The sequence below is a fragment of the Pseudomonas sp. NPDC087358 genome, assembly GCF_044900785.1.
In the GTDB taxonomy this organism is placed as follows: Bacteria; Pseudomonadota; Gammaproteobacteria; order Pseudomonadales; family Pseudomonadaceae; genus Aquipseudomonas.
In genome coordinates, this window is sequence record NZ_JBJDOA010000001.1 from 471921 (window position 1) to 484948 (window position 13028).

Genomic DNA, 13028 nt, shown 5'->3' on the forward strand with positions numbered 1-13028 from the left:
AAAACTTCGCGACGACAAGCAGCGGACAGGTTGAACCCTCATCGCAAATCGCCAGCCTGTAGACAGGCGGCGCCTCACGGAATTCATTGCAGCTGCAAAACAGTGGTTATGCCAGTGGACCGTTGAGCAAGGGCACGAAGCGTACCGCCCCCAGAACGTGACGGGAGAAACCGTTGTCTTCGCGGATGATCAACATCAGTTGCTGCACTTCCCCCGAACCTACCGGAATCACCAGACGGCCACCGGGGGCCAGTTGATCCAGCAGCGCCTGGGGCACGTCGGTCGCGACCGCGGTGACGATGATGCCGTTATAAGGCGCAAGCGCCGGCCAGCCCTCCCAGCCGTCACCCCAGCGAAACACCATGTTGCGCAGGTTCAGCTCCAGCAGGCGCTCCTTGGCACGGTCCTGGAGGACCTTGATACGCTCGACGGAAAACACCCGCTCGACCAGTTGCGCCAGCACCGCGGTCTGGTAACCCGAGCCGGTGCCGATCTCCAGCACTTTGTCCAGCGGCCCCGCCGCCAGCAGCAGCTCGCTCATGCGAGCGACCATGTAGGGCTGGGAGATGGTCTGGTTGTTACCGATCGGCAACGCTGTGTCTTCATAGGCCCGATGGGCGAGCGCTTCGTCGACGAACAGATGCCGGGGCGTCTTGCGAATGACATCCAGCACCTGAGCGTTGCTGATGCCCTCCTCGTACAACCGCTGGATCAGCCGCTCGCGGGTGCGCTGGGAAGTCATCCCCACGCCACGACGTAATAGATCATCTTGCTCACGCGACATCAGGCCATTCCCTCCAGCCATGCGTTCAGGCTGTTGAAACCGTCCTGATAGGTCCGATCCAGCTGCAACGGTGTGATCGACACGTAGCCTTGCATCACGGCGTGAAAATCCGTACCCGGGCCACCGTCTTCGGCATCACCGGCAGCTGCGATCCAGTAGCCGGCCTTGCCACGCGGGTCAACCACGCGTACCGGTGCCGCAGCGCGGGTACGATGCCCCAGACGGGTCAGCTGGATTCCACGCACATGGTTGAGCGGCAGGTTTGGAATATTCACATTCAATACGGTACGTGGCGCAAGATCGAGTTGCTCGTGCGCCTCGACCAGGAGCCGCGCGTAATGCGCGGCGGTTGCCAGGTTATCGACCTGACGGGACAAAAATGAAAAGGCAAATGACGGACGTTGCAGAAACCGCCCTTCCAGCGCCGCAGCGACAGTCCCCGAATACAGCACATCGTCGCCCAGGTTGGCGCCCAGATTGATCCCGGACACCACCATGTCGGGCTCGCGCTCCAACAAGCCGTTAAGCCCCAGATGGACGCAGTCGGTGGGTGTGCCGTTGATGCTGATAAAACCGTTGTCCAGAAAATGCGGGTGCAGCGGCCGATCAAGGGTCAATGAGCTGCTCGCGCCACTTCTGTCTTGATCAGGCGCGATGACCACGCACTCGGCATAGTCCGCCAGCGCTCCATGGAGCGCAGCGAGTCCGGGTGCCATGACCCCATCATCATTTGAAATCAGAATACGCATGAGCTGTCCGTCTGTCCTGCGGGCGCCAGATCGACGAGTTCACGCACCAATGCGGTGGCGAAGCATCCGGCCGGCAGGACGAATTCCAGTTGCAGAATGTCAGGCTCGGGATAATGCCACGTCAACCGCCCAATGGGCAGCCGCAGGATACGCCGTTCGTGTTCCATTCCGGCTTTTATCAACCAGTTACAGAGCGACGACTCGCGCAGCGCAACGCTGTTTTCAAGCTCGGCAGTGGCGCCAGCCGCGGGGGATTGGCCCTCCCCCCACTGTGGGCCAGTGGGGTGCAGATCGAGAATTGCCAGACGCGGATCGCTGCACTCAGCCTCACCTGCCGCAAAGAAGCTACGGCTATCGGTAAACGCCAGCAGATCACCTACTTGTGCCCGCTGCCAGCTGCCATCGGCGACCCGTGCCGCCAGGACCTGATTGAACAGGTAGCTGCGGGCAGTGGAAAGCAGTCGGGAACGCACATTGCGCTGCTCGGGCAAGGCCTGGCGTTCGGCGTAATGACGCGCTTCACCGACGTTGCCGCCTTCATGGCCGAAACGCTGGGCCCCGAAATAGTTGGGAATGCCGCCCTGCCTTATGGCTTCCAGGCGTGCATCCATGGCAGGCTTGTCGACCTGCAACTGCGTCAGACGCAGGGTAAAGCCGTTGGCTGCGTGGGCGCCGCGTTGCAGCTTGCGCTTGTGGCGGGTACTGCGCAGGATCTTCAGCGTATCGTTTTCAGCCGCGGACAGGTCCGGATCGGCCTTGCCCGGCAGTTGAATGCTGAACCATTGGCGGGTCAACGCCTGACGGTCCTTCAAACCGGCATAGCTGACCGTGCGCAGGGGAACGCCAGCCGCCTTGGCCAGGCGCCGGGCCGCTTCCTCGGTATTCAGGCCACGCTTTTCGACCCACAGCCATAGATGTTCGCCATCGCCGGAGAGGGGGATGTCGAGCACTTCATCCACCTGAAAGTCTTCAGCGGTGGCTTTGAGCACTGCAGTGCCCAGGGCATCGCCGTACGCCTTGGGGCCCAGGAGTTCTAGTTCGGTCATGCGGGGATCAACAGCGCGACGGCGTGAACCGCAATGCCCTCTTCACGACCGGTGAAACCGAGCTTCTCGGTGGTCGTGGCCTTGACGTTGACCTGGTCGAGTTCGACCTGCAGGTCCGCTGCGATCAGCGCACGCATGGCGTCGATATGCGGCGCCATCTTCGGTGCCTGGGCAACGATCGTAGCGTCGACATTACCCACCTTCCAGCCTTTGGCCTGCACCTGCTGGAGCACATGACGCAGCAACACGCGGCTATCGGCCCCCTTGAACTGCGGCTCGGTATCGGGAAAGTGCTTGCCGATGTCGCCCAACGCCGCAGCGCCCAACAGGGCATCGCTCAATGCATGCAACAGCACATCGCCATCCGAATGAGCGAGCAGCCCAAACGTGTGTGCAATCCGCACCCCGCCCAAGGTAATGAAATCGCCTTCAGCGAAACGGTGCACATCATAGCCATGGCCAATACGCATAAAAAAACGCCCTGAAAAAGTCAGGGCGTGATTCTACCTACTTTGTCGGACATTAGGGCCTGCCGACACTCAATTGCCGGCCACGTCATCGCGATCGTGTACCAGCCCCTCAGTTGGCCAAGGCACGGGCATGATGGCGCAGGTGGTCCTCGATGAAGCTGGCGATGAAGTAATAGCTGTGGTCGTAACCGGGCTGCATGCGTAACTCCAGCGGGTGGCCTACCGCCTTCGCCGCCTGGATCAGCGCCTCGGGCTTGAGCTGATTGGCGAGGAAGTCGTCGCGATCGCCCTGATCGATCAACAGTGGCAAACGCTCGGTTGCCTCGGCGATCAGGGCAGTGGCGTCCCATTCGCGCCATTTGGAGCGGTCCTCGCCCAGATAGCGGGAGAAGGCCTTCTGCCCCCAAGGGCAATCCATCGGATTGCAGATCGGTGAGAACGCCGACACCGACTTATAACGTCCCGGGTTACGCAAAGCGCTAACCAGCGCACCGTGCCCGCCCATCGAGTGACCGCTGATGCCACGGCTTTGCGAGGCCGGAAAATGCGCCTCGATCAGGGCCGGCAGTTCGCTGACCACGTAGTCGTACATGCGGTAGTGTCGCGCCCACGGGGTTTGGGTCGCATTGAGGTAGAACCCGGCCCCCAGACCGAAATCGTAGGCGTTGTCCGGATCGCCGGGAACGTCAGCGCCGCGCGGGCTGGTGTCCGGGGCGACGATGATCAACCCCAACTCGGCTGCCAGGCGTTGAGCGCCGGCCTTCTGCATGAAATTCTCATCGGTGCAGGTCAGGCCCGACAGCCAGTACACCACCGGCAGCTTGCCACCCTGCTCTGCCTGCGGCGGCAGATACACGGCGAATACCATGTCGCAGCCCAGCACATCGGAGTGATGCCTGTAGCGTTTGTGCCAGCCGCCGAAACTCTTCTGGCACGAGATGTTTTCCAGATTCAAGGTCGTTCCTCCCAACCGCAAGCTTCAAGCCGTCAGCTGCAAGTCGGCACAGTGGCGCGCCTTCTTGCAGCTTGCAGCTCGTGGCTTGTCGCTGCTCTTAGAAATGGATGACCGAACGAATGCTTTTGCCTTCGTGCATCAGCTCGAACGCTTCGTTGATCCGGTCCAGGGTCATGGTGTGGGTGATGAAGGTGTCCAGCGGGATTTCGCCGCTCTGCGCCTTTTCCACATAGCTGGGCAGCTCGGTGCGACCTTTGACGCCGCCGAACGCCGAGCCGCGCCAGACGCGACCGGTGACCAGCTGGAACGGACGAGTGGATATTTCCTGACCGGAAGGCGCCACGCCGATGATGATGGATTCGCCCCAACCTTTGTGGCAGCACTCCAGCGCCGCACGCATCAGGCTGACGTTGCCGATGCATTCGAAGCTGTAGTCCACGCCGCCATCAGTCAGTTCGACGATAACGTCCTGAATAGGCTTGGTGTGTTCTTTGGGGTTGATGAAATCGGTGGCGCCCAGCTCACGTGCCACATCGAACTTGGCCGGGTTGATGTCGATGGCGATGATGCGCGAGGCCTTGGCCATTTTTGCACCGATGATCGCCGCCAGGCCGATGCCGCCCAGGCCGAAGATGGCTACGGTCGCGCCCTCTTCTACCTTGGCGGTATTGAGCACCGCGCCAATGCCGGTGGTCACGCCACAGCCGAGCAGGCAGACCTTTTCCAGCGGCGCTTCCTTTGGAATCCTGGCCAGGGAGATTTCCGGCACCACGGTGTACTCGGAGAACGTCGAGCAGCCCATGTAGTGGTAGATCGGCTGGCCGTTGTAGCTGAAGCGGGTGGTGCCATCGGGCATCAGGCCCTTGCCTTGGGTCGCGCGGACTTTCTGGCAGAGATTGGTCTTGCCCGACTTGCAGAATTTGCACTCACGGCATTCGGCCGTGTAGAGCGGAATGACGTGATCGCCCACCGCCAGGGAAGTCACGCCCTCGCCGATGGCCTCCACGATGCCGCCGCCTTCGTGCCCCAGGATGCACGGGAACACGCCTTCGGAGTCAGCACCGGACAAGGTGTAGGCGTCGGTATGACACACGCCGGAGGCGACGGTGCGGATCAACACCTCGCCGGCTTTCGGTGCTTCGACGTCCACTTCGACGATCTGCAGCGGTTCATTGGGCGCGAAGGCAACGGCAGCACGAGACTTGATCATCATGATCTCCAGCGAAGAAAAAACGAGCCCGCAGTGTAAAGCAGTGCCGTTTGATTAATAATCCGTCGAAAAGCAAAACATTAATGCTGCACAGGGATAATCGATGTACGTCAATCGCTGGGAAGGTCTCGACGAATTCGTCGCGGTGGCCGAATGCGGCCAGTTCACTGCAGCAGCGGATCGCCTGGGCGTATCGTCTTCACACATCAGCCGGCAGATCGCGCGGTTGGAGGAGCGCCTGCAGACGCGCCTGCTGTACCGCAGTACCCGCAAGGTCGCGTTGACCGAAGCTGGCCAGACATTCCTGGCCCACTGCCAGCGGTTACAGGATGGGCGCGAGGAGGCGCTGCGGGCCGTGGGTGATCTGACCAGCGAACCCAAGGGGCTGCTGCGAATGACTTGCGCAGTCGCGTATGGCGAGCGCTTCATCGCGCCGCTGGTGACCCGGTTCATGGAGGATTATCCAGAGCTGCGCGTTGATATCGAGTTGAGCAACAACACACTGGATCTGCTGCATGAGGGCATGGACCTGGCGATCCGTCTTGGCCGTTTGCAGGAGTCACGGCTGGTGGCAACACGTCTGGCCCCACGCCGCATGTACCTGTGTGCATCGCCTTCTTACCTGGAACGCTACGGTCGCCCGCACAGCGTGTCGGAACTGAGCCGGCACAATTGCCTGATCGGCAGCTCCGACAGCTGGCTGCTGCAGCAGAACGGGCGGGAATTTTCCCAGCGTGTCCAGGGCAACTGGCGCTGCAACAGTGGCCAGGCGGTGCTGGACGCGGCACTGCGGGGCGTGGGCCTGTGTCAGCTGCCTGACTATTACGTGCTCGAGCACCTGAAAAGCGGCGCGCTGATTGCGCTACTCGATGCCCAACAGCCGCCCAATACAGCGGTCTGGGCGTTGTACCCGCAGCAGCGACACCTCTCGCCGAAGGTCAGGAAGCTGGTGGATTATCTGAAGGCCGGATTGGCGTTGCGGGCGGAGTATCTGTAGGAAATCCGCTTCTGCCCGCAGGGCGTGGGAGTCGCCGGGGTGGCGTACACCTTGCCGACGATGTGGTGCGAGGCGCCAGCAAACCCTGTCAGCGATTGGATTCAGCCCGCCGCTGGCGCAGCCATTCAAGGTCTTCCGGGCGGGTGACCTTGATGTTGTCGGCGCGCCCTTCGATCAGACGAGGTGACTGGCCAGCCCATTCCATGGCCGAGGACTCATCGGTAATCGCCACGTTCGACACCAGACTGTCCGCCAACGCCCGATGCAACGGACCCAGGCGGAACATCTGCGGCGTGTAGGCCTGCCAGATCAGGCTGCGATCAACGGTTTCAGCCACACGACCATTGCCATCGACGCGCTTCAGGGTGTCCTTCGCTGGCACCGCCAACAGGCCGCCGACCGGATCGTTTGCCAGTTCCCCAAGCAGGTTGTCCAGGTCCGCGCGTGCCAGGTTAGGCCGCGCGGCATCATGTACCAACACCCAGTCATTGTCGTCGGCACCCTTGGCGTGCAAATGCAGCAGGGCATTGAGTACCGAGTCCGCCCGCTCCTTGCCACCGGCGACTCGCTGAATACGACAGTCCAGCGCGCAGGGCAACGTCGGCCAGTAAGGATCGTCCACAGCCAAACTGATCACCAGGCCGCGCAGGCCGGGATGATCGAGAAAGCAAAGCAGGCTGTGTTCAAGAATGGTGAGGCCGCCCAATTGCAGATACTGCTTGGGACGGTCTGCCGCCATGCGAGCACCAACGCCCGCCGCGGGAATCACTGCCCAGAAGGCAGGAAGCGATTGTGTCATTGCGTCAACGTCACTGTGCCAACTGATAAAGGGTTTCGCCGTCCTTGACCATGCCCAACTCGTGGCGGGCGCGTTCTTCAACGGTTTCCAGGCCTTTCTTCAGTTCCAGCACCTCGGCATCAAGCACCCGGTTGCGCTCCAGCAGAGCGTCGTTCTCGGAATGTTGATCGGCGATTTGCTGGGTCAGACTGGCGACCTGCGCGAGACTGCCATTGCCCACCCACAGGCGATATTGCAAGCCAGCGAGCAGCAGGAGCAGAACGAGGAACAACCAGTTAGGACTGCGCATTGTGAATATCTGTTACCCGGTGGAGAAAGACAGCAAGACCGACCATTTCAAATGCCCAAGAGCCCGGTGGTCACCGGGCTCATGGATCAGGACGTCAGGATAAATCGGTTTTAGCGATTTCCCCTACAGCGCCTGCTGCCTTTTTACCATCTTGCAATCAGCCGCGAAACTCGCCGCGACCACGGTATACAGCTTTGGCGCCCAATTGCTCTTCGATACGCAGCAGTTGGTTGTACTTGGCGATGCGATCGGAGCGGCTCAGAGAACCGGTCTTGATCTGACCTGCGGCCGTGCCCACCGCAAGATCGGCAATGGTCGAATCCTCGGTTTCACCGGAGCGGTGGGAGATCACCGCCGTGTAACCGGCAGCCTTGGCCATCTGGATGGCTTCCAGGGTTTCGGTCAGCGTGCCGATCTGGTTGAACTTGATCAGGATCGAGTTACCGATTTTCTTGTCGATACCTTCTTTCAGGATCTTGGTGTTGGTCACGAACAGGTCGTCACCCACCAGCTGGATCTTGTCACCGATCTTGTCAGTGAGCACCTTCCAGCCATCCCAGTCGGACTCGTCCAGACCGTCTTCGATGGAGATGATCGGGTGTTTGCTCACCAGGTCGGCCAGGTAGTCAGCGAAACCGGCGGAGTCATACTCGCCTTCTTCGCTCAACACGTACTTGCCGTTCTTGTAGAACTCGCTCGCTGCGCAGTCCAGCGCCAGGGTCACGTCAGTGCCCAGCTTGTAACCGGCGTTGGCCACGGCCTCAGCGATGGCGTCCAGTGCGTCGGCGTTGGAGTTCAGGTTCGGTGCGAAGCCACCTTCATCGCCCACGGCGGTGTTCAGACCGCGCGCCTTGAGTACAGCCTTGAGGTGATGGAAGATCTCGGTGCCCCAGCGCAGGCCTTCGGAGAAGGTCTTGGCGCCTACCGGCTGGATCATGAATTCCTGGATGTCGATGTTGTTATCGGCATGCTCGCCGCCGTTGATGATGTTCATCATCGGAACCGGCATGGAGTAGACGCCCGGCGTGCCATTGAGGTTGGCAATGTGCGCGTACAGCGGCAGGTCCTGATCCTGGGCAGCGGCCTTGGCGGCAGCCAGGGACACGGCGAGGATCGCGTTGGCGCCCAGGCTGGCCTTGTTTTCAGTGCCGTCGAGCTCGATCATCGCGTGATCCAGTGCCTTTTGGTCAACCGGGTCCTTGCCCAGCAGCAGGTCGCGGATCGGGCCGTTGATGTTGGCCACGGCCTTCAGAACGCCCTTGCCCATGTAACGGCTCTTGTCGCCATCACGCAGCTCAAGTGCTTCACGCGAGCCGGTGGATGCACCGGACGGCGCACAGGCGCTGCCGATGATGCCGTTGTCGAGGAGCACATCTGCTTCCACGGTGGGGTTGCCACGGGAGTCGAGAACTTCACGACCTTTGATGTCGACGATTTTTGCCATTGTTGTTAACACTCCAAGATTGACGAAAACGACGCAGCTGGGAAAAACGACTGGCGTCTCGAGGCACTAGACAGCGGGCAGGCCCGAGACGACAAAAATTCCCGACCCTTTGGTCGGGAAAAGAACGAGCGGCACTGTACCGGAGGCCCCGGCGTCGGAGAAGCGGGTTTTTACGCCGTTTCTATCGACGGGAACGCCTTGATCAGGTCATCGAGTGCCTTGAGCTGGGTCAGGAACGGCTCCAGTTTGTCCAGACGCAGCGCGCATGGGCCATCGCATTTGGCGTTGTCCGGGTCCGGATGCGCCTCGAGGAACAGACCTGCCAGGCCCTGGCTGATCCCGGCCTTGGCCAGATCGGTCACCTGGGCACGACGACCGCCTGCCGAATCGGAGCGACCACCGGGCATCTGCAACGCATGGGTCACGTCGAAGAATACCGGGTATTCGAACGATTTCATGATGCCGAAACCCAGCATGTCCACCACCAGGTTGTTATAGCCGAAGCTCGAACCACGCTCGCAAAGGATCAGTTGATCGTTACCGGCTTCTTCGCATTTGTTCAGGATGTGTTTCATTTCCTGCGGCGCGAGGAACTGAGCTTTCTTGATGTTGATGACCGCACCGGTTTTCGCCATCGCCACGACCAGATCGGTCTGGCGCGACAGGAAAGCCGGCAACTGAATGATGTCGCAGACTTCAGCCACGGTCGCAGCCTGATGCGGCTCATGCACATCAGTGATCACGGGCACACCGAAGGTGCTCTTGATCTCTTCGAAAATGCGCATGCCCGCTTCCAGGCCCGGGCCACGATAGGAGGTCACCGAAGAACGGTTGGCCTTGTCGAAGCTGGCCTTGAACACGTAGGGGATGCCGAGCTTCTCGGTCACCCGCACGTATTCTTCGCAGACCTGCATGGCCATGTCCCGCGACTCCAGGACATTCATGCCACCGAACAGAACCATGGGCTTGTCGTTGGCAATGTCGATGGAGCCGACACGGATGATTTTAGCTGCCATGTAATGAATTCCCTATCAGGCGTTTTTCTGGTGCTGAGTGAGCGCTGCCTTGACGAAGCCACTGAACAGCGGGTGACCGTCGCGCGGCGTGGAGGTGAACTCAGGGTGGAACTGGCAAGCCACGAACCACGGATGGTCATTGGACTCGACCACTTCGACCAGTGCGCCGTCACCGGAACGACCGGAGACCTTCAGACCGGCTTCGATCAGTTGCGGCAGCAGGTTGTTGTTCACTTCGTAGCGATGACGATGACGCTCGACGATCACATCCTTGGCGTAGCAGTCGTGCACCAGCGAGCCCGATTCGAGCTGGCACTCCTGAGCGCCCAGGCGCATGGTGCCGCCCAGGTCGGAGGTTTCGGTGCGGGTTTCGACAGCGCCGGTGGCATCTTCCCACTCAGTGATCAGACCGACCACTGGGTGCGGACTGCTGCGGTCGAACTCGGTGGAGTTGGCGTCTTTCCAGCCCAGCACGTTACGTGCGAACTCGATGACCGCCACTTGCATGCCCAGGCAGATACCCAGGTAAGGCACCTTGTTTTCGCGAGCGAACTGCACCGCCGTGATCTTGCCTTCGACGCCGCGCAGACCGAAGCCGCCCGGGACCAGGATCGCGTCCACGCCTTCAAGCAGGCCGGTACCCTGATTCTCGATGTCTTCGGAGTCGATGTAGCGCAGATTGACCTTGGTGCGGTTGGTGATGCCGGCGTGACTCATCGCTTCGATCAGCGATTTGTACGCATCCAGCAGCTCCATGTACTTGCCGACCATGGCAATGGTGACTTCGTGCTCTGGATTGAGCTTGGCATCGACCACCGCCTCCCACTCGGACAGGTCGGCGCCGTTGCATTGCAGACCGAAGCGCTCGACGACGAAATCGTCCAGCCCCTGGGAGTGCAGGATGCCCGGGATCTTGTAGATGGTATCGGCGTCTTCCAGAGCGATCACGGCACGTTCTTCAACGTTGGTGAACTGCGCGATCTTGCGACGCGACGAAAGGTCGATCGGATGATCGGAGCGGCACACCAGCACGTCAGGCTGCAGGCCGATGGAGCGCAGCTCCTTGACCGAGTGCTGGGTTGGCTTGGTCTTGGTTTCACCCGCGGTGGCGATGTACGGGACCAGGGTCAGGTGCATCAGCATCGCGCGCTTGGCGCCGACTTCGAAACGCAACTGACGGATCGCTTCCAGGAAGGGTTGCGATTCGATGTCACCCACGGTGCCGCCGATCTCGACCAGGGCAACATCGGCATCGCCGGCGCCCTTGATGATGCGACGCTTGATCTCGTCGGTGATGTGCGGAATCACCTGAATGGTCGCGCCCAGATAATCACCACGGCGCTCTTTGCGCAGGACGTGTTCGTACACACGGCCAGTGGTGAAGTTGTTGTTCTGGGTCATGGTGGTGCGAATGAAACGCTCGTAGTGACCCAGGTCCAGGTCGGTCTCGGCGCCGTCGTGAGTGACGAACACTTCACCGTGCTGGAACGGGCTCATGGTGCCCGGGTCGACGTTGATGTAGGGGTCCAGCTTGAGCATGGTGACCTTAAGTCCCCTCGCCTCCAGGATGGCCGCCAATGAAGCCGAGGCAATGCCTTTCCCCAATGAAGAAACAACACCGCCCGTGACGAAGATGTAGCGCGTCATGAAAAACCCTAGAAGTCTGCGTTAAAGCGGTCAGAGCCGCCGGGGAAAGCGAAGGAAGGCCGAAGCCCCCGATGACCTGCGAATCTCACGGTGCACTCCTGAAACTGCTGCGTTGAAAGTGACTGGCCAAAACCGCACCTGTCCATTGCTCGCCACATTTTGAGAATCGCCCAGTAAAGACTGGCTGGTAATCGGCAACTTTCATCGTTCCGAAAGGATCGACAGAAGCTGTATCAAGAAGGGAGCGTAGTCTACCGGAAACGGGCTCTCATCTCAAACTGTGGTCATTCGTCGGTGGTTGCCAGTGCAAACGCCAGTCGCCACGGGGGTCGGCGTCCAGTCCGGGGAGGTTGGCGACGGCCAACAGCTGCTCGCCGCGATACAACAGCGGCAATCGGCCGCGCAAAAATACCGGCACACCCTTCTCGTTGAGCAGGCGCTTGAGATCCCGGCGACCGCGATCGGGCACATCGACCACTTCCCCGCCTTGCCGGTAGTGCACGTGCAGGCCGCCGCGGGGAATCTGGCCGAGTATCTCGAGCATGCCGTTGCCCGGCAAATGCAGCGGCTGCGAGGCCATGGACCAATGCTGCGAGCCCGCCACGTCCTTGAGCCAGATGCCCGACAACCACCATATCCGCCCTTCGGCACGGTGCAGTTGACCGTTCGCCAGGCGCCAGATGGGCCGCCCGTCCGGTCCTGCATCGCGCAGCGTATCCCAACCAACCCAGTGATCGCTGTCCGGCAAGCGCGTGAGTGGTCCAAGCCAGTGCCGCAGGGCGTTACGCTGACGGGCAGCAGAGAGTGCATCCAGCGGTGCCAGCGCAAGTGATGGCACGTTCAGCCAGGGCCAGGGACAGGGTGTCTGGGCTTGCGCCAGATCCTGCATCGCCAGCTCGTCGAGCAAGCCTTGCGCTTCGGCCAGATGCGCAGCGCTGCGCGTCATGCTGGCCAGCGCCTGCGGCCAGCGCGCGGTCAGCATCGGCAGCACATTGTTGCGCAGGTAGTTGCGGGAGAAATGCGGGTCCTTGTTGCTCGGGTCCTCGATCCAGCTCAGGCCCTGCTCAAGCGCGTAGGCCTCAAGCAGCGCCCGCGGCTCGTCCAGTAACGGGCGCAGCAGATTGCCCTTGCCCAATGGCCGGTGGCTCGGCATTGCTGCCAGCCCTTTTACCCCGGCGCCGCGAAGCAGGCGGAACATCAGGGTTTCGGCCTGATCATCCCGATGCTGGGCGGTCAGCAGCACTTCACCGGTCTGCAGGACTGCATCAAACGCGGCATATCGCGCATTGCGTGCAGCCTGTTCCAGACTTGCCTCAGCGCGGACCTGAACGTCGATGACCTGAAACGCCACACCCAGGATCTGACACATTTGCCGGCAATGTCCCGGCCACGACGCTGCAACGGCCTGCAAGCCGTGATGGACGTGAACCGCGCTCAGGGGTGGAAGAGGCTGATGCCGGGAAAGCTCGGCCAGCAGGTGCAACAGAACGGTGGAGTCGAGACCACCGGAGAAAGCGATACGCCAACCGGCTGCGTCGCGCCAGGGGGCAAGGCGCGACAGCAGACGCTTGGATAACTCTTTTTTGATGCAGTCCGGCTTGCTCATGCTGATGGACCCTGCT

13 protein-coding genes are annotated in these 13028 nt (G+C 61.1%); 1 reads left to right on the forward strand and 12 read right to left on the reverse strand.

Going from position 1 to position 13028, the window contains the following annotated elements; all coding sequences use genetic code 11:
• Positions 1 to 106: 106 nt before the first annotated feature.
• From ACI2KS_RS02095 to ACI2KS_RS02120, 6 genes are all read right to left on the reverse strand, one after another.
• Positions 107 to 742, reverse strand: a complete 636-nt coding sequence (locus ACI2KS_RS02095; RefSeq protein ID WP_404617245.1) for a protein-L-isoaspartate(D-aspartate) O-methyltransferase — start codon at positions 740 to 742, stop codon at positions 107 to 109.
• A gap of 41 nt (positions 743 to 783) precedes the next feature.
• Complete coding sequence (surE, locus tag ACI2KS_RS02100) at positions 784 to 1533, reverse strand: 5'/3'-nucleotidase SurE (RefSeq protein WP_404616732.1); 750 nt, start codon at positions 1531 to 1533, stop codon at positions 784 to 786.
• Positions 1521 to 2579 (reverse strand): tRNA pseudouridine(13) synthase TruD, encoded by a 1059-nt coding sequence (gene truD, locus ACI2KS_RS02105; RefSeq protein WP_404616733.1) that lies wholly within the window; start codon positions 2577 to 2579, stop codon positions 1521 to 1523. Before truD ends, surE begins: the two co-directional genes overlap by 13 nt.
• On the reverse strand, positions 2576 to 3049 hold the full coding sequence (gene ispF, locus ACI2KS_RS02110; RefSeq protein ID WP_404616735.1) for a 2-C-methyl-D-erythritol 2,4-cyclodiphosphate synthase: 474 nt from the start codon (positions 3047 to 3049) through the stop codon (positions 2576 to 2578). Before ispF ends, truD begins: the two co-directional genes overlap by 4 nt.
• Before the next feature lie 109 nt (positions 3050 to 3158).
• On the reverse strand, positions 3159 to 4004 hold the full coding sequence (gene fghA / locus ACI2KS_RS02115; RefSeq protein WP_404616736.1) for an S-formylglutathione hydrolase: 846 nt from the start codon (positions 4002 to 4004) through the stop codon (positions 3159 to 3161).
• A gap of 97 nt (positions 4005 to 4101) precedes the next feature.
• The gene (locus ACI2KS_RS02120) at positions 4102 to 5214 is read right to left on the reverse strand and encodes an S-(hydroxymethyl)glutathione dehydrogenase/class III alcohol dehydrogenase (protein ID WP_404616737.1); all 1113 of its coding nucleotides are present in this window, start codon (positions 5212 to 5214) and stop codon (positions 4102 to 4104) included.
• A 103-nt stretch (positions 5215 to 5317) separates the two neighbouring features.
• Here ACI2KS_RS02120 and ACI2KS_RS02125 point away from each other — a divergent pair, with 103 nt between their 5' ends.
• Positions 5318 to 6211, forward strand: coding sequence for a LysR substrate-binding domain-containing protein (locus tag ACI2KS_RS02125; protein WP_404616738.1), 894 nt, complete (start codon positions 5318 to 5320; stop codon positions 6209 to 6211).
• 88 nt (positions 6212 to 6299) lie between these two features.
• Here ACI2KS_RS02125 and ispD read toward each other — a convergent pair whose 3' ends face one another.
• The 6 genes from ispD to tilS all read right to left on the reverse strand — a co-directional run bounded on the left by ispD (position 6300) and on the right by tilS (position 13012).
• Positions 6300 to 7010 carry a 2-C-methyl-D-erythritol 4-phosphate cytidylyltransferase gene (gene ispD, locus ACI2KS_RS02130; protein ID WP_404616740.1) on the reverse strand — a complete coding sequence of 237 codons (711 nt, stop codon included), beginning with the start codon at positions 7008 to 7010 and terminating at the stop codon, positions 6300 to 6302.
• Between the two features lie 10 nt (positions 7011 to 7020).
• Positions 7021 to 7299: a cell division protein FtsB gene (gene ftsB / locus ACI2KS_RS02135; protein ID WP_404616741.1), complete on the reverse strand. Its 279-nt coding sequence runs from the start codon at positions 7297 to 7299 to the stop codon at positions 7021 to 7023.
• A gap of 157 nt (positions 7300 to 7456) precedes the next feature.
• Positions 7457 to 8743, reverse strand: coding sequence for a phosphopyruvate hydratase (eno, locus tag ACI2KS_RS02140; RefSeq protein ID WP_265386909.1), 1287 nt, complete (start codon positions 8741 to 8743; stop codon positions 7457 to 7459).
• 170 nt (positions 8744 to 8913) lie between these two features.
• Entirely contained in the window at positions 8914 to 9759 is an 846-nt protein-coding gene (kdsA, locus tag ACI2KS_RS02145) for a 3-deoxy-8-phosphooctulonate synthase (protein WP_404616742.1), read from the reverse strand.
• Positions 9760 to 9774: 15 nt separating this feature from the next.
• Entirely contained in the window at positions 9775 to 11406 is a 1632-nt protein-coding gene (locus ACI2KS_RS02150; RefSeq protein ID WP_404616743.1) for a CTP synthase, read from the reverse strand.
• Between the two features lie 268 nt (positions 11407 to 11674).
• Positions 11675 to 13012: a tRNA lysidine(34) synthetase TilS gene (gene tilS, locus ACI2KS_RS02155; protein WP_404616744.1), complete on the reverse strand. Its 1338-nt coding sequence runs from the start codon at positions 13010 to 13012 to the stop codon at positions 11675 to 11677.
• Positions 13013 to 13028: the final 16 nt, after the last annotated feature.

Excerpts from the sequence above, each read along its gene's own strand:
- ACI2KS_RS02095 (WP_404617245.1), bottom strand. The coding sequence starts at position 742 with ATGACTTCCCAGCGCACCCGCGAGCGGCTGATCCAGCGGTTGTACGAG.
- surE (WP_404616732.1), bottom strand. The coding sequence starts at position 1,533 with ATGCGTATTCTGATTTCAAATGATGATGGGGTCATGGCACCCGGACTC.
- truD (WP_404616733.1), bottom strand. The coding sequence starts at position 2,579 with ATGACCGAACTAGAACTCCTGGGCCCCAAGGCGTACGGCGATGCCCTG.
- ispF (WP_404616735.1), bottom strand. The coding sequence starts at position 3,049 with ATGCGTATTGGCCATGGCTATGATGTGCACCGTTTCGCTGAAGGCGAT.
- ACI2KS_RS02120 (WP_404616737.1), bottom strand. The coding sequence starts at position 5,214 with ATGATCAAGTCTCGTGCTGCCGTTGCCTTCGCGCCCAATGAACCGCTG.
- ACI2KS_RS02125 (WP_404616738.1), top strand. The coding sequence starts at position 5,318 with ATGTACGTCAATCGCTGGGAAGGTCTCGACGAATTCGTCGCGGTGGCC.
- ispD (WP_404616740.1), bottom strand. The coding sequence starts at position 7,010 with ATGACACAATCGCTTCCTGCCTTCTGGGCAGTGATTCCCGCGGCGGGC.
- ftsB (WP_404616741.1), bottom strand. The coding sequence starts at position 7,299 with ATGCGCAGTCCTAACTGGTTGTTCCTCGTTCTGCTCCTGCTGCTCGCT.
- eno (WP_265386909.1), bottom strand. The coding sequence starts at position 8,743 with ATGGCAAAAATCGTCGACATCAAAGGTCGTGAAGTTCTCGACTCCCGT.
- kdsA (WP_404616742.1), bottom strand. The coding sequence starts at position 9,759 with ATGGCAGCTAAAATCATCCGTGTCGGCTCCATCGACATTGCCAACGAC.
- ACI2KS_RS02150 (WP_404616743.1), bottom strand. The coding sequence starts at position 11,406 with ATGACGCGCTACATCTTCGTCACGGGCGGTGTTGTTTCTTCATTGGGG.
- tilS (WP_404616744.1), bottom strand. The coding sequence starts at position 13,012 with ATGAGCAAGCCGGACTGCATCAAAAAAGAGTTATCCAAGCGTCTGCTG.